This window comes from Xanthomonas chitinilytica, assembly GCF_026107455.2.
Taxonomy (GTDB): domain Bacteria; phylum Pseudomonadota; class Gammaproteobacteria; order Xanthomonadales; family Xanthomonadaceae; genus Stenotrophomonas; species Stenotrophomonas chitinilytica.
The window spans coordinates 343,286-367,463 of sequence record NZ_JAPCHY010000004.1 but is presented as its reverse complement, the minus strand read 5'-3'; the positions used below and the strand labels follow the sequence as shown (position 1 = coordinate 367,463).

General features: G+C 70.1%; 19 protein-coding genes. 10 read left to right on the top strand and 9 right to left on the bottom strand.

Going from position 1 to position 24,178, the window contains the following annotated elements:
• Nucleotides 1–108: 108 nt before the first annotated feature.
• Nucleotides 109–2,505, top strand: coding sequence for a penicillin acylase family protein (locus OK345_RS07510; RefSeq protein ID WP_265127299.1), 2,397 nt, complete (start codon nucleotides 109–111; stop codon nucleotides 2,503–2,505).
• A gap of 268 nt (nucleotides 2,506–2,773) precedes the next feature.
• Here the strand turns inward: OK345_RS07510 and OK345_RS07505 are convergent, their stop codons facing one another.
• Nucleotides 2,774–4,132, bottom strand: a complete 1,359-nt coding sequence (locus OK345_RS07505; protein ID WP_265127298.1) for a cation:proton antiporter — start codon at nucleotides 4,130–4,132, stop codon at nucleotides 2,774–2,776.
• Nucleotides 4,133–4,414: 282 nt separating this feature from the next.
• On the opposite strand from OK345_RS07505, the gene OK345_RS07500 reads away from it, so the two are divergent.
• The gene (locus OK345_RS07500; RefSeq protein ID WP_265127297.1) at nucleotides 4,415–4,963 is read left to right on the top strand and encodes a cytochrome b; all 549 of its coding nucleotides are present in this window, start codon (nucleotides 4,415–4,417) and stop codon (nucleotides 4,961–4,963) included.
• Nucleotides 4,964–5,029: 66 nt separating this feature from the next.
• On the opposite strand, the gene asnB is transcribed toward OK345_RS07500, so the two are convergent.
• A complete protein-coding gene (asnB, locus tag OK345_RS07495) occupies nucleotides 5,030–6,745 on the bottom strand; it encodes an asparagine synthase B (RefSeq protein ID WP_265127296.1) in 1,716 nt (571 codons plus the stop codon).
• A 345-nt stretch (nucleotides 6,746–7,090) separates the two neighbouring features.
• Here asnB and OK345_RS07490 point away from each other — a divergent pair, with 345 nt between their 5' ends.
• Nucleotides 7,091–7,933, top strand: a complete 843-nt coding sequence (locus OK345_RS07490; RefSeq protein ID WP_265127295.1) for a tetratricopeptide repeat protein — start codon at nucleotides 7,091–7,093, stop codon at nucleotides 7,931–7,933.
• 42 nt (nucleotides 7,934–7,975) lie between these two features.
• Here the strand turns inward: OK345_RS07490 and dapE are convergent, their stop codons facing one another.
• From dapE to map, 7 genes are all read right to left on the bottom strand, one after another.
• Entirely contained in the window at nucleotides 7,976–9,115 is a 1,140-nt protein-coding gene (gene dapE, locus OK345_RS07485) for a succinyl-diaminopimelate desuccinylase (RefSeq protein ID WP_265127294.1), read from the bottom strand.
• A gap of 79 nt (nucleotides 9,116–9,194) precedes the next feature.
• Entirely contained in the window at nucleotides 9,195–9,554 is a 360-nt protein-coding gene (locus OK345_RS07480) for an arsenate reductase (protein ID WP_265127293.1), read from the bottom strand.
• The gene (locus OK345_RS07475; RefSeq protein ID WP_265127292.1) at nucleotides 9,530–10,582 is read right to left on the bottom strand and encodes a glycoside hydrolase family 43 protein; all 1,053 of its coding nucleotides are present in this window, start codon (nucleotides 10,580–10,582) and stop codon (nucleotides 9,530–9,532) included. Before OK345_RS07475 ends, OK345_RS07480 begins: the two co-directional genes overlap by 25 nt.
• A gap of 164 nt (nucleotides 10,583–10,746) precedes the next feature.
• A complete protein-coding gene (locus OK345_RS07470) occupies nucleotides 10,747–12,651 on the bottom strand; it encodes a CocE/NonD family hydrolase (RefSeq protein ID WP_265127291.1) in 1,905 nt (634 codons plus the stop codon).
• A gap of 37 nt (nucleotides 12,652–12,688) precedes the next feature.
• Nucleotides 12,689–13,735, bottom strand: coding sequence for a 2,3,4,5-tetrahydropyridine-2,6-dicarboxylate N-succinyltransferase (gene dapD / locus OK345_RS07465; protein ID WP_265127290.1), 1,047 nt, complete (start codon nucleotides 13,733–13,735; stop codon nucleotides 12,689–12,691).
• Entirely contained in the window at nucleotides 13,735–16,350 is a 2,616-nt protein-coding gene (locus tag OK345_RS07460) for a [protein-PII] uridylyltransferase (RefSeq protein WP_425510957.1), read from the bottom strand. Before OK345_RS07460 ends, dapD begins: the two co-directional genes overlap by 1 nt.
• A gap of 20 nt (nucleotides 16,351–16,370) precedes the next feature.
• Nucleotides 16,371–17,150 (bottom strand): type I methionyl aminopeptidase, encoded by a 780-nt coding sequence (gene map, locus OK345_RS07455; RefSeq protein WP_265127289.1) that lies wholly within the window; start codon nucleotides 17,148–17,150, stop codon nucleotides 16,371–16,373.
• A gap of 319 nt (nucleotides 17,151–17,469) precedes the next feature.
• On the opposite strand from map, the gene rpsB reads away from it, so the two are divergent.
• From rpsB to OK345_RS07420, 7 genes are all read left to right on the top strand, one after another.
• Entirely contained in the window at nucleotides 17,470–18,276 is an 807-nt protein-coding gene (rpsB, locus tag OK345_RS07450) for a 30S ribosomal protein S2 (RefSeq protein ID WP_265127288.1), read from the top strand.
• Nucleotides 18,277–18,411: 135 nt separating this feature from the next.
• Entirely contained in the window at nucleotides 18,412–19,287 is an 876-nt protein-coding gene (tsf, locus tag OK345_RS07445) for a translation elongation factor Ts (RefSeq protein WP_265127287.1), read from the top strand.
• Nucleotides 19,288–19,579: 292 nt separating this feature from the next.
• On the top strand, nucleotides 19,580–21,091 hold the full coding sequence (locus OK345_RS07440) for a GGDEF domain-containing protein (protein WP_265127286.1): 1,512 nt from the start codon (nucleotides 19,580–19,582) through the stop codon (nucleotides 21,089–21,091).
• A gap of 129 nt (nucleotides 21,092–21,220) precedes the next feature.
• Nucleotides 21,221–21,949, top strand: coding sequence for a UMP kinase (pyrH, locus tag OK345_RS07435; RefSeq protein ID WP_265127285.1), 729 nt, complete (start codon nucleotides 21,221–21,223; stop codon nucleotides 21,947–21,949).
• 78 nt (nucleotides 21,950–22,027) lie between these two features.
• Nucleotides 22,028–22,585 carry a ribosome recycling factor gene (gene frr, locus OK345_RS07430; RefSeq protein WP_265127284.1) on the top strand — a complete coding sequence of 186 codons (558 nt, stop codon included), beginning with the start codon at nucleotides 22,028–22,030 and terminating at the stop codon, nucleotides 22,583–22,585.
• Between the two features lie 16 nt (nucleotides 22,586–22,601).
• Nucleotides 22,602–23,360 (top strand): polyprenyl diphosphate synthase, encoded by a 759-nt coding sequence (gene uppS / locus OK345_RS07425; RefSeq protein WP_265127283.1) that lies wholly within the window; start codon nucleotides 22,602–22,604, stop codon nucleotides 23,358–23,360.
• Nucleotides 23,357–24,178: a phosphatidate cytidylyltransferase gene (locus tag OK345_RS07420; protein ID WP_265127282.1), complete on the top strand. Its 822-nt coding sequence runs from the start codon at nucleotides 23,357–23,359 to the stop codon at nucleotides 24,176–24,178. The genes uppS and OK345_RS07420 overlap by 4 nt, the downstream gene beginning before the upstream one ends.

Genomic DNA, 24,178 nt, shown 5'->3' with positions numbered 1-24,178 from the left:
CCGGCCGCGATCTAATCGGAATCACTTGCAGTCGCGCTTGCAGCTGGCGCCCCGGGTCGGCGTCCCCGCAGCCGCTACAATCGCCGCTTCGTCCACGGGGGATTGCGCATGCGGCGTTGGCTCAAGCGGTTGCTGTGGCTGGTGGCGGGAATGGCGCTGCTGCTCGTGCTGGGCGTGACCTGGCTGCTGCGCGGCAGCCTGCCGGCGCTCGACGGCGAGGCAGCGTTGCCGGGCCTGTCGGCCGCGGTCGGCATCGAGCGCGACGCGCTCGGCGTGGTCACCGTCGATGCCGGGAACGAGGCCGATGCCATGCGTGCGCTGGGCTACGTGCACGCGCAGGAGCGCTATTTCGAGATGGACCTGATGCGACGGGCGGCCGCCGGCGAGCTGGCCGAACTGTTCGGCCCCAAGGCGGTCGAGATGGACCGCGGCAACCGGGTGCATCGGCTGCGGGCACGGGCGCGCGCCCATCTGGAGACCGCCGCCGGCGACAAGCTGCCGGTGCTGCAGGCCTATCGCGACGGCGTCAACGCCGGCCTGGCCGACCTGCGGGCAAGGCCATGGCCCTACCTGCTGCTGCGCCAGCGCCCGCAACCGTGGGAACTGGAGGATTCGGTGCTGGCCGGGCTGTCGATGTACGCCGACCTGCAGGATGCCGGCAACCGCAACGAACTGGCGATGGCCCGCATCCGCGGCGTACTCCCGGCCCCGCTGCTCGCCCTGCTGGAACACGACGGCAGCCAATGGGATGCGCCGCTGTTCGGGCCGCCGCGCGGCGATGCGGTGCTGCCCGATGCCGCCACGCTGGACCTGCGCCAGCTGCCCGCCGGCACCGCCGATACCGCCACCCCGCCGTTGCCCGAAACGGACGTGGTGGGCAGCAACAATTTCGCCGTGGCCGGCGCGCTGACCGCCGACGGCCGCGCCATCCTCGCCGACGACATGCACCTGGGCCTGCGCGCGCCCAACATCTGGTTCCGCGCCCGCCTGCGCTATGCCGACACCGACGCACCCGGCGGCAAGGTGGACGTCGCCGGCTTCACCCTGCCCGGGCTGCCGGCGGTGATCGTCGGCAGCAACGGCCACGTCGCCTGGGGCTTCACCAACGCCTATATCGACAACGCCGATTTCGCCCGCATCCCGCCCGCCGCGCCGGGGCGAAGGCAGGACGTCCTCACCCGTCGGGAAACGATCCGCGTGGCCGGCGCCGCGCCGGTCCCGTTCGAGGTGCGCGAAACCGCCTGGGGCCCGGTGCTGCACGAGGAAGCCGACGGCAGCCTGCTGGCCCTGCGCTGGAGCGCGCAGCTGCCGGGCGCGGTGAAGCTGGATTTCGCCGACATGGCCCGGGCGGCCGACCTGGATGCGGCCCTGGCCGTGGCCGACCGCGCCGGCATCCCCGCGCAGAACCTGCTGCTGGCCGACCGCAACGGCCGCATCGCCTGGCGCATCATCGGCGCCCGCCCCGACCGCCAGGGCAGCTGTACCGCCGACGGCATCGCCAATACCGCGGACTCCGCCGCGGAGGCGGCGGCCGGCACGGTCGCCGATCCCGTCCAACCCTGCCTTCCCTGGTCGCTGCGCAGCGACCGCGCGCCCGCGCTGATCGACCCGCCCGAGCATCGCCTGTGGACCGCCAACAACCGCGTCGTCGACGGCCAGGTGCTGCAGCAGCTGGGCAATGCCGGCTACGACCTCGGCGCGCGCGGCCGGCAGATCCGCGACGCGCTGTACGCCCGCGAGCGCTTCACCGAGCAGGACCTGCTGGCGATCCAGCTCGACGATCGTGCGCTGCTGCTGGAACGCTGGTGGCAACTGCTGCGGCAGACGGTGGAACACGGCGACGATCCGGCGCTGCGCCGGCTCGAGGCCGCCAGCCGCGACTGGGACGGCCATGCGGCGGTCGATTCGGTGAGTTACCGGCTGGCGCGCGGCTTCCGCGGCATCGTCCTGGACACGCTGGAAGCCGGGCTGCTGGCACCGGCGCAGGCGGCGCTGGGCGAGGACTACCTGCCGCCGAAGCTGCCGCAACTGGAAGGCATCGCCTGGCCCCTGCTGCAGCAGCGCCCCGCGCACCTGCTGCCGCCGCCATTCGCCAGCTGGGACGAGCTGCTCGCCGACAGCGCGCGCCGGCTCGAAGCCGATCTTTCCGCACAGGGCGGCGACCTCGGCCAGCGCACCTGGGGCGAGCGCAATACCGCCGCGATCTGCCACCCGGTCGCCCGCGCCCTGCCCGGCCTGGCGAAACGCTGGCTGTGCGCGCCGGCGCAGCCGCTGCCGGGCGACCGCGACATGCCGCGCGTGCAGGCCCCTGCCTTCGGCGCGTCGCAACGCATGGTGGTCGCTCCCGGCCACGAGCAGGACGGCATCGTGCACATGCCCGGCGGCCAGAGCGGGCACCCGCTGTCGCCGTTCTGGAACGCAGGCCACCGCGACTGGGTGGAAGGCCGACCGACGCCGTTCCTGCCGGGGACGGCGCAGCACACGCTGCGCCTGCAGCCGCGCTAGCGCATTCGAATCAGGGGCCGCCATCGCGCCTGCGAGGCGCTTTCAACTGCCGGGATTCTGTTCAACCGCCGGGGATAAGCTCCGCAACAGCGCAAAGCGCCGGTCGCCCAGCGACTTTCGACGGGATCGCCGTGCAAGCCACCGGGCTCCCGCCCCCGCCTTCGCCGGGGCAGGTTCTGCGCGAAAGCGACGATGGCTGTCGGCAGCCGGAGCAGGATGCCCCAGTTCGGCAGCCATCATCTCCACGCGGGCGGCAGCAGCCGGCACATCACGCCAGCCGGCGCCGCTCCCAGCGGTCCAGCAGCGACAGCAGCGGCCCGGTCATCGCCGTGGTCGCCAGCGCCATGATCACCATCACCGCGAACAGGCGCGGGCCGATCAATCCCAGCTCGTAGCCGAGGTTGAGCACGATCAGCTCCATCAGCCCGCGGGTGTTCATCAATGCGCCCAGCCGCCAGGCCTCGAAGTTGGGAACACCGGCGCTGCGCGCCGTGCCCCAGGTCCCCACCAGCTTGCCCAGGGTGGCGACCGCGATCACCACCGCGCACAGCAGCAGGTCGGTGGTCTGCAGCGCATCGGCCTGCAGCCGCAGGCCGGTCATGGCGAAGAACAGCGGCAGCAGCAGGGTGATCGCGAACGGTTCCACCTTCTCCATCACCAGCTTCTGCAGCGACGCATTGCCGGAAATGGCCACGCCGGCGGCGAACGCGCCGAACAGGGCATGGATGCCCAGCGTCTCGGTGACCAGGGCACAGGCCAGCGCCGTCACCAGCACCGCGATCAGCCAGCGCCCCTCGCTTCCCGGCGCGATGCTCCGGCGCGAGAACCACGGCCGCATCACGCCCAGCACCAGCCCGGCGAAGACCACCACGCACAGCAGGTTGAGGCTGGCCGGCAGCCAGCCCTGCGCCTGTACCCCGGCCACGATCAGCGCCAGCAGGCACCAGGCGCTGGCATCGCCCAGCGCGGCGCAGGCGATGGCGGTCTGGCCCAGCGGCGTGCGGGTCAGGCCGCGGTCGGCCAGGATCCGCAGCAGCACCGGGAACGCGGTGACGCTCAGCGAGATGCCGATGAACAGCGCGAAGCTGCCGAAGCCGATGCCTTCCGGCCCATGCTGCGGGTACAGCCAGATCGCCAGCAGCACGCCCAGCAGGAACGGGACGGCGATGCCGGCATGGCTGACCAGGAAGGCGAAGCGGCGGCGGCCGCGCAGCCCGGCCAGGTTCAACTCGGCGCCGGCCACCATCAGGAACAACAGCACGCCCAGCTGGCTGAGCAGGCCCAGCGTTCCCAGCGACGCCGGCGGGAACAACCAGCCCTGCGCCTGCGGCCACAACGCCCCGAACAGCAGCGGCCCCATCATCAGCCCCGCCGCCATCTCGCCGATCACCGCCGGCTGGCCGAAGCGGCGGAACAACCAGCCCATGCCCTTGGCCACCAGCAGCAGTACCAGCAGCTGCAGCAGGAACATCGCCAGCGGTCCGGACAGGTGATGCAGCCAGCCGTCGGCCACGCCGGTCGCTTCGCCGGACGCGGCGGCCGGCGCCGCTACCGGCCCGAAGAAACGCGCCAGCAGCAAGGCCGCGGCCAGCGGAAGCAAGGTCCACGCTGCATAGCGATGTGCCATCCCCACTCTCCGGCTCGAGTCGCCGTCTCCGGCAGGCACTGAATCCATTCGACGTTCCCCATGATCGATCGCCTGCGATTCTAGGGCCTGCAGGCGACGGCAGGCACCCACCGCATCGCGGATGCCATCAGCATGTCCGTGCATGGCGTGGCCATCGCACCGCCAGGCGCCCGGGCAGCCGCCGTGCCACAGGCGCGCATTTGACAACCGGCCTGACCCCGAATGAACTGTGCACGCCCGGACCCGCTTCCGGCGCCCTCCCTTTCTCCATGGAACATCCGGATGACCTCACGCTGGCGCGATACGCCGGAACGCTACGGCCTGACCACACGCCTGCTGCACTGGAGCATGGCCGCCCTGTTCGCCTGGCAGTTCTTCGGCATGGGCGTGAAGCTGGTGCTCGGCCGTCACGCGTTCACCGCGTTCATGGTCGGGACGCACAAGCCGGTCGGCACCGTGCTGATGCTGCTGATCCTGCTGCGCGGCGCCTGGGGCCTGTCGCAATGGCGCCGCCGGCCGCCGCATCCCGCCAGCTGGATCGGCCGCATGGCCGCGGCCGGGCATGCCCTGCTGTATGCGCTGATGCTCTACGTCCCGGCGGTGGCGCTGCTGCGCGAATACGGCTCGGGGCGCGGTTTCGCGCCGTGGGGCATCCCGCTGTTCCCGGCGACCGGCGAGAAGCTCGCCTGGCTGATGACGCCGGCCAACCTGTCGCACGGCGTGCTGGCCTGGACATTGCTGGCGCTGGTCGCCGGCCACGTGCTGATGGTGGCGCTGCACCACTGGTGGTGGCGCGACACCACGCTGGCGCGGATGGCCGGCCGCCTCTGAGCGGCCGCCCCGCCGCGCGCCGTCGTCCATGACGACACGCGGACATCTTCCGGGACGGATAAAGCGTCAGGCCGCCACGGCCGCGTTGTGCACGCCCGCCACCGCGCGCCCCGAGGGATCGGCGGCGTTGGCGAACGCCGCGTCCCAGGCGATGGCCGCCGGCGACGAACAGGCGATCGACTTGCCGCCGGGCACCGTCTCGGCGGCGGCCGGGGTCGGGAAGAACTGCTCGAACAGCATGCGGTAGTAGTACGCCTCCTTGGTCAGCGGCGGGTTGACCGGGAAGCGCTTGTCGGCGGCGGCCAGCTCGCGGTCGCTGACCTGCGCCTCGGCATGCGCCTTCAACCCGTCGATCCAGCCATAGCCGACGCCGTCGCTGAACTGCTCCTTCTGCCGCCACAGGATCTGCTCCGGCAGGTAGCCGTCGAAGGCGTCGCGCAGCACGCCCTTCTCCATCCGCTGCGCCCCGGCCGACGCCTTGTCGATCATCTTGTACTGCGCGTCCATGCGCATCGCCACGTCCAGGAACTCGCGGTCCAGGAACGGCACCCGCGGCTCCACGCCCCAGGCCATCATCGACTTGTTGGCGCGCAGGCAGTCGTAGTTGTTGAGCGCGTCGAGCTTGCGCACCAGCTCCTCGTGGAACTCGCGCGCGTCGGGCGCCTTGTGGAAGTACAGGTAGCCGCCGAAGATCTCGTCGCTGCCCTCGCCGGACAGCACCATCTTCACCCCCATCGCCTTGATCCGCCGCGCCAGCAGGAACATCGGCGTGGAGGCGCGGATGGTGGTGACGTCGTAGGTCTCGATGTGGCGGATCACCTCCGGCAGCGCATCCAGCCCCTCCTCGAAGGTGTATTCGAAGCCGTGGTGCACCGTGCCCAGCGACTCGGCCGCCACCGCGGCGGCGGCCAGGTCGGGCGAGCCCTTCAGGCCGATGGCGAAGGAATGCAGGCGCGGCCACCAGGCCTCGGTCTGGTCGTTCTCCTCGATGCGATGGCGCGCATAGCGCGCGGCCACCGCCGCCACCAGCGACGAATCCAGCCCGCCGGACAACAGCACGCCATAGGGCACGTCGGTCATCAGCTGGCGATGCACCGCGCGTTCGAACGCCTCGCGCAGTTCCTGCCTCGACACTTCCACGCCCTGCACCGCGTCGTAGTCGCGCCACGGCCGCTGGTAGTACCGACGCAGAGCGGAGCTGGCCCCGCTGCCGTCATCGAGCGAACTGTCGTACCAGTGTCCCGGCGGGAACTGCGCGGCATCGGCGCAGCTGTCGGCGATCGACTTCAGTTCCGAGGCCACCCGCAGCCGGCCCTGGGCGTCGTGGCCCCAGTACAGCGGTACCACCCCGATCGGGTCGCGGGCGATCAGGACGCGGCCGGCGGCCTTGTCCCACAGCGCGAAGGCGAAGATGCCGTTGAGGCGGTTGAGGAACGAGCCCGGCTCGTCCTCGCGGTACAGCGCGTTGATCACCTCGCAGTCCGAACCGGTCTGGAAGGCATACGGCTGCTTGAGTTCGTTCTTCAGCTCGCGGTGGTTGTAGATCTCGCCGTTGACCGCCAGCGCCAGGCCGCCGTCCTCGGACAGCAGCGGCTGCGAGCCGCCGGCCGGGTCGACGATGGCCAGCCGCTCGTGCACCAGGATCGCGCCGTCGTCGGCGTACACGCCGCTCCAGTCCGGGCCGCGGTGGCGCTGGCGCCGGGAACATTCCAGCGCCTGCCGTCGCAGCGCCTGCAGGTCGTCGCCGGGTTGCAGGCCGAAGATGCCGAAGATCGAACACATGGGAAAGACTCCTGGATTTGTGGGGAAGGACACGTGCAGCGAAGGATCTTCCGGCCAACCGCGACCGGCCGTCGCCGGCGCCCGGGCACAAAAAAACCCGCATCGGCCGATGCGGGTTTCCTGGTGACCTGGCGCTTGTTCCGTTCTTTACGCCTGGTCGCGGACCCGCATCGGCCGCGCGCGATTGTTCGCACGCAGGTTATTGCGGTTGGCGTTGTTGGCGTTGGCACGGAACGGCGACATGTGGCCGACACTAGCGCGGCGCGCGGGGCGGCGCAACTGTTGCAAGCGAAACGACGCTGCCCGGAACGGCGATAATGGCGCATCACCGGAACGGACTTCTGCATGCCCCCCATTTCCCTGCGCAAGGCCGCGATGCGCGCCCTGCTCCTCGCCGGCTGCCTGCTCGCCGGCGGCTGCACCACCCTGCCGCGCTCGCAGCTGCCGGCCGCCGAACGCGCCGAACTGGACGCGCGCTTCGACGGCAGCCAGGCCTCCGCGTACCAGGTCGGCGAAGCCTATCGCCGGCGCGGCGACTGGACCGCGCTGCGCTGGTACGAACGCGCGGCCGCCCTGCACAGCGCCGCCGCCGAGGAGCAGCTGGGCTCGATCCATGCCAGCGGCCGGCTCGACGGCGACGGCGAGGCCGCCGCGCAGATCAAACCGCATCCGCGCCGGGCGCACTACTGGTACCGGCGCAGCGCCTACCACGGCTCGCCGTATGCGATGCAGGCGCTGGTCCGCTGGCACGACCAGCAGGACGACACCGATGGCATGCTGCGCTGGGCGATGCGGCGCGCGGTCTACCATCGCCATCTGTACCGGCTGGCGGGCGACCGCCTCGCGCCGCCGCCGGGCATGGCCGACCCGTTCGCGGCCATCCGCCGCCAGGCCGAACGCGGCGATGCCGAGGCGCTGGTCGACCTGGGCGCGATGTACGAAGGCGGCATCGGCGTGCCGCGCGACCCGGCCGCGGCGATGGACTGCTACCGCCGCGCCGGCGAACAGGGCAACGTGTTCGGCCAGTACTTCGCCGGCCTGTTGCTCGGCCGCGGCCCCAAGGGCGTCACCCGCGACGAGGACGAGGCCGCACGCTGGTTCGCCCGTGCCGAGGCGCAGCATTTCTACCTGGCCGGCGAATCCTACTGGCGCGAGGCGATCAAGCCGGTGCACTTCACCTTCGAGTGAGCGCCGCCGTGGACCGGCACGGCATCGCGGCGGACGGACGCCTCAACGGGCGCCGTCGTCGAGCAGCCCGGCGATCAACGCCCGGTACAGTCCGGGCAACGCTTCCAGGTCGGCCACGCGCACGTTCTCGTCCACCTGGTGGATGCTGGCGTTGACCGGTCCGACCTCGATGCACTGCGCGCCCAGCGGCGCGATGAAGCGCGCGTCGGAGGTGCCGCCGCCGGTGCTTTCCTCCGGCGGGGCGCCGGCGAACCCGGCCAGCACCGCGCGCGCGACGCTGCGCAAACGGCCTTCCGGGGTGTAGAACGGCTCGCCGCTGCGGTGCCAGCGCAGCGCGTAGTCGAGCTGGTGCGCCTCCAGCAACGCGGCGATTTCCGCCTCCAGCTTCGGCGCGTCCCAGTGCGGGTTGTAGCGCAGGTTGAAGGCCACCTGCAGTTCGCCCGGGATCACGTTGTTGGCGCCGGTGCCGGCGTGGATGTTGGAGACCTGCAGGCTGGTCGGCGGGAAGCTCTCGTAGCCGTCGTCCCAGTGCCGCGCGCACAGCTCGGCCAACGCGGCGGCGGCCAGGTGGATCGGGTTGCGCGCCTTGTGCGGATAGGCCACGTGCCCCTGCACGCCCCTGACCGTCAGGTAGCCGGACAGGCTGCCGCGGCGGCCGACCCGCAGCAGGTCGCCCAGCGTCGCGGTCGAGGACGGCTCGCCGGTGATGCACCAGTCGATCGCCTGCCCGCGCTCGCGGAACAGTTCGGCGACGCGGCGCACGCCGTCGATGGCGTCGCCTTCCTCGTCGCTGGTCAGCAGCAGCGCCAGCGTGCCCGGATGGTCCGGGTGCGCGGCGACGAACTGCTCGGCGGCGACCACGAACGCGGCCACGCTGCCCTTCATGTCGGCGGCGCCGCGCCCGTACAGCACGCCGTCGCGGATCTCCGGCAGGAACGGATCGCTGCTCCAGGCCTCGCGCGGGCCGGGTGGCACCACGTCGGTATGTCCCAGCAGCACCAGCACCGGCGAGCCGCTGCCGTGGGTGGCCCACAGGTTGTCGACCTGGCCCAGCCGCAGCCTTTCGCAGGCGAACCCGGACGTCTCCAGCCGCGCGGCGACCAGCGCCTGGCAGCCGGCATCGTCCGGCGTCACCGACGGCCGCGCGATCAGTTCGCAGGTCAGCCCGACCACGTCGCTCATGCAATTCTCCATCGTTGTCGCGATACGCAGGATATGCAGGAGCGACGCCAGTCGCTCCCGCACCGTTGCCTTTCCGCCTTCAGGCGATGCCGAAGCGCTGCTTGAAACCGTTGTCGGAGAAACCCTGGGTCATGGCGCCGTCGTCGCTCACCACCACCGGTCGCCGGATCAGCTGCGGGTATTCGCGCAGCAGCAGCTTCCACTCGGCGTCGGAAGCGGCTGCCTTGCGGTTGTCCGGCAGCTGCCGCCAGGTGGTGGAGGACTTGTTGACCAGTGCGGCGAAACCGCCGGCCTGCGCGGCCCAGTCGACCAGCGTTTCCGGCGCGGGCTTGTGGTCGCGGTAGTCGACGAAGGTGTAGGCCACGCCGAAGCGGTCCAGCCATTTGCTCGCCTTCTTGCAGGTGTCGCAGTTCTTCAATCCGTACAACGTGGTGCCCATGCGTGTTTTCCTGTGTGGGCCGCGCGCCCGGCGCGCGGCACCGGCGGTCGGCGCAGCGGGTGCGCTTCCACGCCCTCGTGGGTGATCTTCACCGGCAGGATATGGCCCTGCGCGTCGAAGTACATGCGGTCGATCGACGTCACCCGGTGGTTGGGATCGGTCTCGCCCAGCGGGCGACGATGGTAGACGATGTACCAGCTGTCGTCGTCGGGCGCATGGATCAGCGAGTGATGACCGGCGCCGGTGGCGATCGCCGGGTCCTGCTGCAGGACCTTGCCGATGCGCTCGAACGGGCCGGTCGGCTTGTCGGCGATGGCATAGGCCACCGAGTAGTCCGGGCCGCCCCAGCCACCCTCCGACCACATGTAGTAGTAACGGCCATCGCGCTTGAACATCAGCGAGCCCTCCACGTACTCCGGCGCCGGGGTGATCTCCTTGAACACGGTGCCGTCGGCCATCGGCTCGACGCCGCTGAAGTCGTCCTTCAGCTTGACGATGTTGGCGTGCTTCCAGCCGCCATAGACCATGTACCAGCTGCCGTCGTCGTCCTCGAACACGAACTGGTCGATCGGCTGTGCGCCGTTGTGGAACCTGTCGATCAGCGGCTTGCCGAGCAGGTCGCGGTACGGCCCCTGCGGCCTGTCGGCCACCGCCACGCCGATGCCGCCGACCTCGTCGTCGCTCTGGATGTCGTTGGCCGAGAAGAACAGGTGGTACCTGCCGTCCTTCTCCACCACCGCTGGCGCCCACAGCGCCTGCCTGGCCCAGGCCACCGCCTCGATCCGCAGCGCGTCGGGGTGCCGGGTCCAGTGCACCAGGTCCGGCGAGGAGAACGCGTCGAAGCCGCGCTGCTGCGCATAGGGCCGCGAGGTCGTCGGGAAGATCCAGTAGCGGTCGCCGAACAGCGCGGCCTCGGGATCAGCATACCAGCCCGGCAGGATCGGATTGCCCGACATCGGCGCAGCCGGCGGGGCGGCCTGGGCGGCAAGCGCCATCCAGGCCATGGCCGCTGCGGCCAGCCACCGCATCGTGGTTCCGCACGGTTTCATCGTCGCTCCCCATCCGGGTTCCGGGAACGATCTTAAATCGATTCAAACCGGGGCGCAGGCGGCTGCCGTCACGGGGATGGAAGCGGACGGAGCCAGGGCTGCCCGGCAAGATGCCGGCCCGCGAAGGCCGGCACCGGGCGCGATCAGCGCGCGACCACCGGCAGTTCGATGTAGCTGGCCGCGTCGGCCGAATGATGCAGGGCGTTGTCGGCCACCACCGGCGTGGCCTCGCTCTCGTTCGGGCCGCCGGTGTTGAGGTTGCGCGCGAACTTGGGGAAATTCGAGCTGGTCACCTCGACCCGGATCCGGTGGCCCTTGCCGAACTGGATCGAGGTCGTGATCGGGGTCGGTTTCAGCGTGTAGACCTGCCCCGGCTGCATCGGCTGCGGCGTGGCGTAGCCGTCGCGGTAGCGCGCGCGCAGGATGGTGTCGCCGACGATCCAGGCGGTGCCGTCCGGGGCCACGTCCACCAGCTTGAGCGCGAAGTCGGTATCGCGCGCGCTGGAGGACACCTTCAGCACCGCGTCGACGAAGCCGGACACTTCCAGCGGCTCCTCCAGCGCGTCGCTGGTGTACACCAGCACATCGTGCCGGGCCTCGATCTGGCGCTGGTCGAACGCGCCGGCAGTCACCAGGCCGCCGTTGCAGCAGTCGCCGCCGCCGATGGTCTGCACCGGGTTGGCCGGGTCGTAGCGGTAGGCGTCCTTCGGCTCGTCGGCTGCCGGCGCCTCGAACGACAGGCGGCCATCGCCGTACACGGAATTGGCGTTGCCACCCGAGCGCAGGTACATGCGCACCGGCCTGGCGGCCTTCGGCGGCCACTGCGCGTCGGACTGCCAGCGGTTGGCGCCCATCGTGAAATAGCGCACGTGCGGGGTGGAGGCCGGGAACGCCTTCGGCTGGCCCTTCAGCCAGCGGTCGAAGAACGCCCAGATCTGCTCGCCCACCGGGAAGCTCGCATCGCCCATGCCGCGCTCGCCGACCTTGTAGTCCTTGTCCAGCTTCCAGAACTGGCAATGCGGGTTCGGGCCGATCACCGCGTACTGGTTGGCGCTGGCCTCGCGGTCGGAATCCACCGTGCGCGCGTGGTTGAACAGCGCCATGTTCGGGCCGATCGAGACGTCGTACCAGCTGTTGAACCACAGCGCCGGCACGCCCCAGCCCATCGAATCGCGGTACAGCCCGCCCTGCTCCCAGAACGGGTCGGCCGGGCCGCGCCCGATCATCGACTCGAACGTCGCCGGCGGCTCGTCCAGCGAGGACAGCAGCTCGGCGTACGGCAGGTGCCAGATGTGCCTGGCCCATTCGACCTTGGGCTTGCTCGCGTCCAGGTCGTTGTACCGGGCCACGCGCGCGCGCAGCGGCCCGTTCAGGTCCTGCGGCAGCTGCGCGCGCAGGGGATTGTCCACGCCGTACATCCACACCGCGAACAGCGTGCGCGGCACGCCGCCGGTATAGAAGTTGCCCTGCTCCCAGAACGGGCCGACCTTGCCGATGCCCGCGCCGGCCGCCATCGGCACCATCGCCGCGTGCGCCGGGTGGTCCATCGCCGCCAGCGCCAGCTGCCATTCGGCCGAGGACGAGCAGCCCAGCGTGCCGACCTTGCCGTTGGACCACGGCTGCTGCGCGATCCAGCTCAGCGCGTCGTAGCCGTCGGTCTGCGGATGACCGAGGATCTGGTACTCGCCCTGGCTGAAATAGCGGCCACGCTCGTTCTGCACCGCGAAGGCATAGCCGTGGCGCACCGCCTCGACCGCCAGCCGCGCGGTGGTGCCGCGCAGGTTGTGCTCGTTGTACGGGGTCTTCCACAGCACCGTCGGCAGCTTGCCGGTGGCGCCCTTGGGCCGCCAGATGTTGGTGGACAACCCGACGCCGTCGCGCATCGGCACCAGCACCGCGGTGTCGGCATCGGCGATGCTCGCCAGTTCGGCGCGCAGGCCGTCCTCGCTGTAGCGGCTCAGGTCCTGCGCCGACGCCGCCGACACCAGCGTCAGCGCGGCGGCAAGCAGCGGGGCGAGCAGGCGCCCCCGTGCGGAACGTGTCTTCATCGCAATCCCCCTCCCCTCTTGAGTCGTTCGTGCCCGGTCAGTCGGCCAGCCCGCGCAGCAGGTCGTTGACGCTGGTCTTGCTGCGGGTCTTCGCGTCCACCTGCTTGACGATCACCGCGCAGTACAGCGAATGCGTGCCGTCCCTGGACGGCAGCTGGCCGGACACCACCACGCTGTACGGCGGCACGTAGCCGTAGCTGATCTCGCCGGTGGCGCGGTTGTAGATGCGGGTGCTCTGGCCGAGGAACACCCCCATGCCGATCACGCTGTGGTGGCCGACGACGACGCCCTCCACCACTTCCGAACGCGCGCCGATGAAGCAGTGGTCCTCGATGATGGTGGGGCTGGCCTGCAGCGGCTCCAGCACGCCGCCGATGCCGGCGCCGCCGGACAGGTGGCAGTGCTTGCCGATCTGCGCGCACGAGCCGACCGTGGCCCAGGTGTCGACCATGGTGCCCTCGCCGACATGGGCGCCGATGTTGGTGAAGCTGGGCATCAGCACCACGTCCTTTCCGAAATAGCTGCCGCGGCGGGCGATGGCGCCGGGCACCACGCGCACCCCGGCCTGGCGGAAGCGGCTTTCGTCGTAGCCGGCGAAACGCGACTCGACCTTGTCCCAGAACGGCGCCGGGCGGCCGTCCACCACCGCCATGTCGTTGACCCGGAAGTACAGCAGCACCGCCTTCTTCAGCCACTCGTTGACCTTCCAGCCGCCGTGGCCGTCGGGCTCGGCGACGCGGAACTCGCCCGACTCCAGCCCGTCGATCACACGGTTGACCAGCAGCTTGGTCGAGCCTTCCACCTCGTCCATGGTCAGCATCGCGCGGCGCTCGAACGCGCTCTCGATGCTGAACTTCAGTTCCTCCACCCCGGCGGCCTGCGGCTTGCGCAGGCTCTTGCGGGCGATCGTCTCGGCACTGGCGCGTACCGGGGCCGGCTTCTTTTCCGGCAGCTTCTTCGCCACTGCCTTCTTCGCCACCGCCTTCTTCGGTGCGACCTTCTTCGCGGCGGCCGTCTTCGCTGGCGCCTTGGCGGGTACGGGCTTGCGGGCGGCGGACTTCTTCGGGGCTGGCTTGGTCGCCATCAGTGGGGGTCTCCGTTCTTTCTGTCGGGTTCCAGGCAGATCAACAGCGCTTCGCGCAGCGCCTGCCGGGAAGTTTCGGTAAGGGGATTGTCGTGCTGGTCGGTGAGCTGGAACTGGTCCTCGGCGCGCTCGCCGAAGGTGGCGATGCGCGCGTCCTGCACCCGCAGCCGCTGGCCGCGCAGCACCTGCGCCACATCCGCCAGCAGGCCGGGCCGATCCGGCGCCACCAGGTTCAGCAGGGTGCGGCCCTGCCCGGCCACTTCCAGGAATTCGATGCGCGGGGCGAAGCGGAAATGCCGCAGCTGCCGCGGCATCACCCGCCGCGCCGGGCGCAGCCGCGCCAGGTCGCCGGCCAGCGCCTCGCGCAGCGCCGCTTCCAGCTTCGCGGTGTCGCCGTCGGCGAAGGCGTCGGCCGGGGTCACCTCGAAGGTGTCGAAGATGGTGCCGTTGGGGCCGTCGAGCACGCGCGCGCGGTGGATGCCGTAGCCCTTGCGGTCCAGCGTCATCACGATCGCGGCGAACAGGCCGTCGCGGTCGGGCGAATGCACGAACACTTCCAGCGCATCGCCGTCGGGAGTGATGCGCCGCACCTTGACCAGGGTGTCGCCGGCCTGCACCTCGACCAGCGCCGCCGCCTGCCAGGCCTGCTGCTCCGGACGGAAGCGCATGAAGCCCTCGTCGGGCATCGCCGCGAACTGGCGGTCGATGGTGGCGTCGTCATAGCCCTGCGCCCGCAGCTGTTCGCGCACGCTGTCGCGCGCCTCCTGCACCCGTTCCGCTTCCGGCATCGGATGCTCCAGGCCCTCGCGCAGCGCGCGCCGCGCGGCGAAGTACAGGTCGGCCAGCAGCCGGTCCTTCCACGCGTTCCACAGCTTGGGGCTGGTGCCGGCGATGTCGGCGCAGGTCAGCAGGTACAGGTAGTCCAGCCGCTCGCGGGTAGCCACCAGGCTGGCGAAGGCATGGATCACCTCCGGGTCGGCGATGTCCTGCTTCTGCGCGGTCACCGACATGCGCAGGTGCTGCTCCACCAGCCACGCCACCAGATCGGTGTCGGCCGCGCTCAGCCCGTGCGCCTGGCAGAACGCGCGCGCATCCACCGCGCCGAGTTCGGAATGGTCGCCGCCGCGGCCCTTGGCGATGTCGTGGAACAGGCCGGCCAGCAGCAGCAGCTCCGGCTTGCGCAGCCGCGGCCATACTTCGTGGGCGATGGAAAAGCGGTCGTCGACGCGCGCGCCGGCGAAGATGCCGATGTTCCGCAGCACCATCAGCGTGTGCTGATCGACGGTGTAGACGTGGAACAGGTCGAACTGCATGCGCCCGGACACCTGCGCGAACGCCGGGATCCACTGCCCCAGCACGCCCAGCCGCGCCATGCGCGCCAGCGAGTCGACCCCGCCGGGGCCGCGCATCAGCGCCATGAAGCGGTCGCGCACCGGCTGCTCCACCGCCGTGTAGGCGGGAATCTCGTCCAGCATTTCGGCCACCGCGCGCGCGGTCAGCGAATGCAGGCCGCGCACGTCCGCGGTCGCCGCCCAGCAGGCGAACAGTTCCAGCAACTGCGCCATGTCGCCGTGCGGCCACTGCGGGTCGTCGGCGGCCAGATAGCCGCGCCGCAGCGAGAACCCGCCGCCTAGCGGCACCGGCACCACCTCGCCGTCGAACTGCTCCTCGAAGCGCTGCAGCAGGCGGTCGCTGATCCGCCGCACCACCGCGGCGCTGCGGTAGAAGCCCTGCATCATCTTCTCGACCGCCAGGCTCTCGGCGTCGTCCTCGAAGCCCAGCCGTTGCGCCAGCGTCTTCTGGTAGTCGAAACGCAGCCGTTCTTCCGGCCGCCCCGCCACCAGGTGCAGGCCGAAGCGCAGCCGCGCCAGCTGCCGCCGTTCGCGCTCCAGCGCCGCGGCCTCGTCGATGCCGAGGTGGCCCAGCCCGACCAGCGCTTCCAGGTCGCGCACGCCGAACGCGCGCAACGCCATCCAGCCCAGGGTGTTGAGATCGCGCAGGCCGCCCGGGCCGTCCTTGATGTCCGGCTCCAGGTTGTCGGCGGTGTCGCCGAAGCGCCGGTGCCGTGCCAGCAGCTCCTCGCGCTTGGCCAGGAAGAAGTCGCGCGCCGGCCAGATCCGCCCCGGCACGATCGCCTGCGCCAGCGCCTTCTGCGCGGCGCCATCGGCGCACAGCGCGCGGGCCTCGATCAACGCGGTGAGCACGCTCTGGTCGGTCGCGGCCTCGGTGCACTGCGCCGGCGAACGCACCGCGTGGCTGGCCGGCAGCCCGGCATGCCACAGCAGCGCGAACAGGCGCGACAGCGGTTCCTCGTGCTGCTGCAGGTCCGGGCCGTCGGCCAGCACCAGCAGGTCGATGTCCGAGCGCGGGAACAGTTCGCCGCGGCCGTAGCCGCCCACCGCGAACAGCGCCAGCCCGGCCCCGGGAGGGATGCAGCGCTGCCACGCCAGCCGGATCAGGTGGTCGGCCGCGCGCGCGCGCAGCGCCAGCAGCCGCTCGATGTTGTCGCCCTGGTCGAAGCGCCGGTACAGGCGCACATCGGCCTGCGCCAGCGCCTGGCGCGCGGCCGCGGCCCAGTCGCCGTCGCCGGCGGAATCGGCCGGCGTGTCCGGAATCGGGCTCGCCGGCAGCATGCTCATGCCTGGGGCATCGTTTCGCCCGGCGCCAGGGTCAGCACATCCACGCCGTCCTCGGTGACGGCGATCATGTGCTCCCACTGCGCCGAGAGCTTGCGGTCCTTGGTGACCACGGTCCAGCCGTCGGGCAGCACCCGGGTATAGCGGGTGCCTTCGTTGATCATCGGCTCGATGGTGAAGGTCATGCCCGGCTTGAGCACCAGTCCCTGCCCCGGGCGCCCGTAATGCAGCACCTGCGGCTCGTCGTGGTAGACCGTGCCGATGCCGTGGCCGCAGTACTCGCGCACCACCGAGAAGCGCTCGGCCTCGGCGTACTGCTGGATCGCATGGCCGATGTCGCCCAGGGTCGCCCCCGGCTTCACCGCGCGGATGCCGCGCCACATGGCTTCGTAGGTGGTCTCGACCAGGCGCTTGGCCATCACCGACGGGGTGCCGACGTAGTACATGCGGCTGGTATCGCCGTGCCAGCCGTCCTTGATCACGGTGACGTCGATGTTGACGATGTCGCCGTCCTTCAGCACCTTGGCCTCGCTGGGGATGCCGTGGCAGATGACGTTGTTGACCGAGGTGCACACCGTCTTGGGGAATCCCCGGTAGCCGACGTTGGCCGGGACGGCCTTCTGCACGTTGATGATGTGGTCGTGGCAGATGCGGTCCAGTTCCTCGGTGGTCACGCCCGGCTTCACATGCGGTGCGACGACATCGAGCACCTCGGCGGCCAGGCGGCCGGCCACGCGCATCAGTTCGATTTCCTGCGGGGTTTTAAGATTCACGCTCATGGCGGCCATTATCACCCATCAGGCCCCTGCCTGAACGCGCCGCGTCCACCGCCGGCAAAGGCTTCCAGGCCGGCCATTTGCGCCGGACAGGCCAGCCCCCTATAATTCCGCGGCTTGCTGTCCCGCCCTGCCGGGTACAGGCCGTCAACGCCGGACGTCACCGGTGAATCCACACCTGCCGCCCATATCCGTGCCGGGGTGCCCCTCAAGGGGTTCGGCCACGGAAGCGTCGGGGAAGCCCAACCCCGGAACCACCCGCCTCGCGGCGGACCGCCCATCCCTTGTCCGTGGCGGCCGGTTCCCCATCAGGAGTATTGCAATGCCCCAGGTCACCATGCGTCAGATGCTGGAAGCCGGCGTCCACTTCGGCCACCAGACCCGCTACTGGAACCCCAAGATGGGCCCGTACATCTTCGGCGCCCGCGGCAAGATCCACATCATCAACCTGGAAAAGACCGTTCCGCTGTTCAACGACGCGATGAACTTCATTTCCAGCGTCGCCCAGAAGCGCGGCACCATCCTGTTCCTGGGCACCAAGCGCAGCGCCCGCGAAGCGATCAAGGAAGAAGCCGAGCGTTGCGGCATGCCGTTCATGAACCAGCGTTGGCTGGGCGGCACCCTGACCAACTTCCGCACCGTGAAGCAGTCGGTGGCGCGCCTGAAGGAGCTGGAAGCCGGCGAGACCGACGGCAGCTTCGACCGCCTGGTCAAGCACGAAGTGCTGGGCCTGCGCCGCGAGCGCGACAAGCTGGAAGCCTCGCTGGGCGGCATCAAGGAGATGAACCGCCTGCCCGACGCCATCTTCGTCATCGACATCGGCCATGAAGACATCGCCATCAAGGAAGCCAAGAAGCTCGGCATCCCGGTGATCGCGGTGGTCGACACCAACTACGACCCCAACCTGGTCGATTACGCCATCCCGGGCAACGACGACGCCATCCGCGCCGTGCAGCTGTACGCCCGCGCCGCCGCCGACGCCGTGCTGGAAGGCAAGGCCGCCGCCCCGAACTCCGCCGCCGTGCGCGAGGAAGAGTTCGCCGACGCCGCTGCCGGCGACGAAGCCAAGCCGGCCCGTCGCGCCCCGGCCAAGAAGGGCGCCAAGAAGGGCGACGAAGCCTCGGCCTGACCCGGCCTCGTGGGCGCGCCTGCCGCGCCCACTCCCCTGCGCCAGCGCCCCGAGGGCGCCTGCCGCTGACAGGGCCACGTAACAACGGCCGGCAACCATTGCCGGCCTATCCCTTTCTATTCGTGAGGTAATTCCATGGAAATCACTGCTTCCCTGGTCAAGGAACTGCGCGAGCGCACCGGCGCCGGCATGATGGAGTGCAAGAAGGCGCTGACCGAGAACGCCGGCAACATCGACGCCGCCGCCGAGTGGCTGCGCAAGTCGGGCCTGGCCAAGGCCGACAAGAAGGCTGACCGCGTGACCGCCGAAGGCCGCATCGCGGCCGCCCAGGACGGCGGCAAGGCCGTGCTGGTCGAGATCAACTCCGAGACCGACTTCGTCGCCAAGGACGAGAACTTCCTGAAGTTCACCGACACCGTCGCCCAGGCCGCCCTGGCCGCCGGCGCCGCCGACGTCGAGGCGCTGAAGTCCGCCAAGCTGCCGACCGGCGAGACCGTCGAGGAAGCCCGCGCCGCGGCGATCGCCAAGCTCGGCGAGAACATCCAGATCCGTCGCCTGGTCCGCCTGGACACCACCAACAACGTCGCCGCCTACGTGCACGGCGGCCGCATCGGCGTGCTGGTCGAACTGGCCGGCGGCAACGAAGAGCTGGCCCGCGGCCTGGCCATGCACGTGGCCGCGATGAACCCGCCGCACAACAAGGCCGCCGACGTGCCGGCCGAGTTCGTGGCCAAGGAAAAGGAAATCGAGCTGGCCAAGATGTCCGAGAAGGACAAGGCCAAGCCGGCCGACATCCTGGAGAAGATCATCAGCGGCAAGATCGCCAAGATCGTCAACGAAGTGACCCTGTACGGCCAGCCGTACGTGCTGGACACCAACCAGAGCGTCGAGCAGGTGGTCAAGGCCGCCGGCGCCGACGTGGTCGGCTTCCAGCGCCTGGCCGTGGGCGAAGGCATCGAGAAGGTGGTCGAGGACTACGCCGCCGAAGTGGCCAAGGCCATGCAGGTCTGATCCTCGCCATCGGCAGGACACGAAGAAGCCGCGGACATCCGCGGCTTCTTTTTTTGGGGTTCGCCCGCCCCGGGGCGCCCCTGTCGCGACTGACGTCACTCCTGCCAAAAGGCAGGAAGACGCTGGACGTCGGCCGCGAGCTCTCCGGGCAGGGACGGGACACTCCCGCGAGACGGGAGAAGGGCGGAACCCGCCCATCCGCACAAGCCGATTTCACGAACATGCGCAAGCGGCGAAAACCAAATCCGTGACGTCGATGTATCCTTGCTCGGATTACACCCGCAGCCCAGACATGTCTCCCGAGTTGATCAATGCGCTGGCCCTGTGCCGCAACCTCCCTTCGCCCCCCGGCATCGCCCTGCGCGTGATCGAGCTGGCGCAGGACCCGGAAGCCGACCTCGCCACCGCCGCCGAGGTGATCGCCATGGACATGGCCCTGAGCGCGCGCATGCTGCGGATCGCCAACTCGCCGCTGTACGCCAGCCGCAGGCGGATCAACAACCTCGGCCAGGCGCTGACCATGCTCGGCCTGAACGCGACGCTGCAGCTGGCGCTGGGTTTCTCCATCGCACAGGGACTGCAGGGCCAGGGCGACGGCCGGGCCGCGGACATGTCCGGCCGGATCTGGCACCGCAGCGTGCTCGCCGCGCTGTCCGCACGCCTGCTGGGCCAGGCCAGCGGAGTGCGCAAGGCCGAGGAACTGATGCTGGCCGGCCTGCTGCAGGACATCGGCATCCTGGCGCTGATCCAGGCCCAGCCCGACGCCTACCCCTCGCTGCTGCGGCAGGCCGACTCCAACCCCGCCCTGCTGGCACTGGAGCAGCGCTACCTGGGAATCACCCACGCCGATGCCGGCGCCGCCGTGGCCCGCGAGTGGAACCTGCCGCACTACCTGGTGGAAGCCATCGCCGCCAGCGAACCGCCGGCCGCACCGCAGGAGCCGTTCCAGGCCTGCGTCGCCCTGTCCGGCTGCGTGGCCGACATCTGGCTGGCCGACGACACCGACGCCGCCCGCGAGCAGGCGCTGCAGCAGGTGCATGCCCGGCTGCAGCTGGACAGCACGCAGTTCGACCAGGTTCTGGCGCAGATCGGCGAACTTCTGCCCGATATCGGCGCATTGTTCGAGGTGCAGATCCTCTCCCCGGCACGGGTGACGGACCTGATCGAGCATGCCCGCGAGCTGGCCACGCTGCGCAACCTGCGCGAACAGCAGGATGCCGCGCTGGCGCACCAGCGCGCGGACGAATCCGAATCCCGCGCCAACCGCCTGGCCGAACTGGCCCACCGCGACGCCCTCACCGGCGTGCTCAACCGGCGCCAGCTCGAAGCGGTGCTGGAGCAGGAGTTCTCCCGCGCCACCCGCCACGACTGGCCGCTGTCGGTGGCCTTCATCGACCTGGACGACTTCAAGAAGATCAACGACATCCACGGCCACCTGATCGGCGACCAGGTGCTGCGCGCGTTCGCCGGCAAGCTGCAGGAGCTGCTGCGCGGCACCGACACGGTGGCCCGCTTCGGCGGCGAGGAGTTCATCGTCCTGTTCCCCAACACCCCCGAGGCGGTGGCGTTGGAGGTGATCCGGCGGCTGCTGGCCACCATTTCCGCCACGCCGATGGCCGAGGTGGACGGCAACCGGCTGCACGTGACCTTCTCCGCCGGCGTGGCCGCGCATGGCGGCTACGAACGCTTCGCCGACGTGCAGGAACTGCTCAAGGCCGCCGACGACGTGCTGTACCGCTCCAAGAGCCTGGGCCGCAACCGCGTGATCGCGCGCGCGCCGCAGCGCGAGCCGACCCAGTGCTGAACCGGGCCGGCCAGGCTGAACCGCGGCTGCGGCACGCGCGGCGCCGACGCTGCAATGCAGCAGATTTTCTGCTCGCCGACACCGCCTTCCGCTAGAATTCCCGCGTTTTCCACGCACCCAGAGGCCGCCATGTCCAAGCTCACCTATCGCCGCATCCTTCTGAAACTTTCCGGGGAGGCGCTGATGGGAGACGAGGACTATGGCATCGACCCCAAGGTCATCAACCGCCTGGCCCGTGAAGTGATCGAGGCCCAGCAGGCCGGCGCCGAGGTGGCGCTGGTGATCGGCGGCGGCAACATCTTCCGCGGCGCCGGCCTGGCCGCCGGCGGCATGGACCGGGTCACCGGCGACCAGATGGGCATGCTGGCCACGGTGATCAACGCCCTGGCCATGCAGGACGCGCTGGAAAAGCTCGGCGCCAAGGCCCGGGTGATGAGCGCGATCAAGATCAACGACGTGTGCGAGGACTACATCCGCCGCCGCGCCATCCGCCACCTGGAGAAGGGCCGGCTGGTGATCTTCGCCGCCGGCGTCGGCAGCCCGTTCTTCACCACCGACTCGGGCGCCGCGCTGCGCGCCATCGAGATCGGCGCCGACCTGCTGCTCAAGGCCACCAAGGTCGACGGCGTCTACGACAAGGACCCGAACAAGCACGCCGATGCGGTCCGCTTCGACACCCTCACCTACGACGAAGTCATCAGCCGCGGCCTGGAAGTGATGGACACCGCCGCCTTCGCCCTGGCGCGCGACAGCGACCTGCCGCTGCGCGTGTTCGATATGGGCCAGCCCGGCGAGCTGCTGAAGATCCTTCACGGCGAGAACATCGGCACCCTGGTGCAGGGCCGCGACGGCCACTGACGGCCCCCTGTCCCGGTCCGGCGGTTGCGCGTATTCGCCTATAATCGACCGATTCCAGATACACCCAGGATTCCGGCGATGATCAACGACATCAAGCAAGACGCGCAGACGCGCATGGCCAAGAGCATCGATGCCCTGCGCCACACCCTCACCACGATCCGTACCGGCCGCGCCTCGCCGGCGCTGCTGGACGGCATCAAGGTCAAGGCCTACGGCACCGACACGCCGCTGAACCAGGTGGCGAGCATCAGCGTGTCCGAAGGCCGCTCGCTGGTCATCACGCTGTTCGATAAGGGCATGATCAAGGAAGTCGAGAAGGCCATCTACGCCTCCGACATCGGCATCACCCCGACGGTAATGGGCACGGTGATCCGCCTCAACCTGCCGCCGCTCACCGAGGAGCGCCGCAAGGAGCTGGCCAAGTCGGTGCACAAGGAAGGCGAGGACGCCAAGGTCGCCATCCGCAACGTCCGCCGCGACGCCAACCAGGAAGTGCAGAAGCTGCTCAAGGACAAGAGCATCACCGAGGACGAGGTGCGCCGCGGCGAAGACGACATCCAGAAGCTGACCGACAAGGCGATCAAGGACGTCGACGAGGTGGTCAAGTCGAAGGAACAGGAATTGATGGCGGTCTGAGCCGGTGCCATCGGCCATGTCCAGCGGCCCTGCCCCGGCCCTGCCGCGCCATGTCGCCATCATCATGGATGGCAACGGGCGCTGGGCACAGCGGCGGCGGCGGCCACGCATCATCGGCCACCGGGCCGGTGCGCGCGCAGTCAACCGCACCATCGACTTCTGCCTGGAGCGCGGCATCGCCGCGCTGACCCTGTTCGCGTTCTCCAGCGAGAACTGGGGGCGTCCGCAGGAGGAGGTCGATGCGCTGATGAAGCTGTTCCTCAATGCGCTCGACCGCGAGGTCGACGAGCTGCATCGCCGCGGCGTGCGCGTGCGCTTCATCGGCGAACGCGAACGTTTCGGCGCCGGCATCGTCAGCCGCATGCAGCTGGCCGAGCAGCGCACCGCGCACAACGCCACGATGACCCTGAGCATCGCCGCCAGCTATGGCGGCCGCCAGGACATCGCCCGCGCCGCGCGCGAGCTGGCGCAGGAAGTCGCCGCCGGCCGCCTGCAGCCGGAAGCGATCGACGAGGCGATGATCGCCAGCCGCGTCGCGCTGGCCGACCTGCCGGCGCCGGACCTGTTCATCCGCACCGGCGGCGACACCCGCATCAGCAACTTCCTGCTCTGGCAGCTGGCCTACACCGAACTCTGGTTCACCGAGATCCTGTGGCCGGAATTCGACGCCAACGTGCTGCAACAGGCGCTGGACGACTATGCACGGCGCGAACGCCGCTTCGGCCTGACCAGCGCCCAGATCGCCGCCACCGCGGCCGAGACCCCATCCCCATGACCAAGACCCGAGTCATCGCCGCGCTGATCATGGCCCCGGCGGCCATCTGCGCCATCCTGCTGCTGCCCACGCAATGGCTGGCCGCCCTCGCCGCGCTGGTGTTCCTCACCGGCCTGTGGGAATGGCTGAAGCTGTCCGACGTGGAAGGCCTGCCGCGCACCATCCTGCTGGCGCTGAACCTGGTGCTGATGGTGCTGCTGGTCTGGGCCTCGGCCGGCACCCTGGTGCTGTTCCAGCTGACCACGCTGATCGGCGTCGCCGCCTGGCTGCTGGGGCTGCTGTGGCTGCGCTTCTTCAATTTCGGCGCCAGTCCGGGCAGCCCTGCGCGGGTGCTCAAGCTGGCCGCCGGCACCCTGGCCATCGTCCCGGCCTGGGCGGCGCTGGTACTGATCCACGCCGGCGGGGACAACGGCCACCGCTGGCTGCTGGCGGCGCTGGCCATCGTCTGGGCCGCCGACTCCGGCGCCTATTTCGCAGGCCGCAGCTTCGGCAAGCACAAGCTCGCACCGCGGATCAGCCCCAACAAGACCATCGAAGGCCTGCTCGGCGGCCTGCTGGCCGGCCTGCTGGCGGCCCTGCTGTTCGGCGGGTACGCCGGCGTCGACGGCGCGCACGTGGGCTGGCTGCTGCTGGTGGCCGCCGTCGCGGTGCTGGCCTCGGTGCTCGGCGACCTGTTCGAAAGCCTGCTCAAGCGCCATGCCGGCGCCAAGGACTCGGGCAACGTGATTCCCGGCCACGGCGGCGTGCTCGACCGCATCGACGGCGTGCTGGCGGCCTTGCCGGTGTTCGCGCTGGGCAAGGAAATCTTCGGTTTCTGA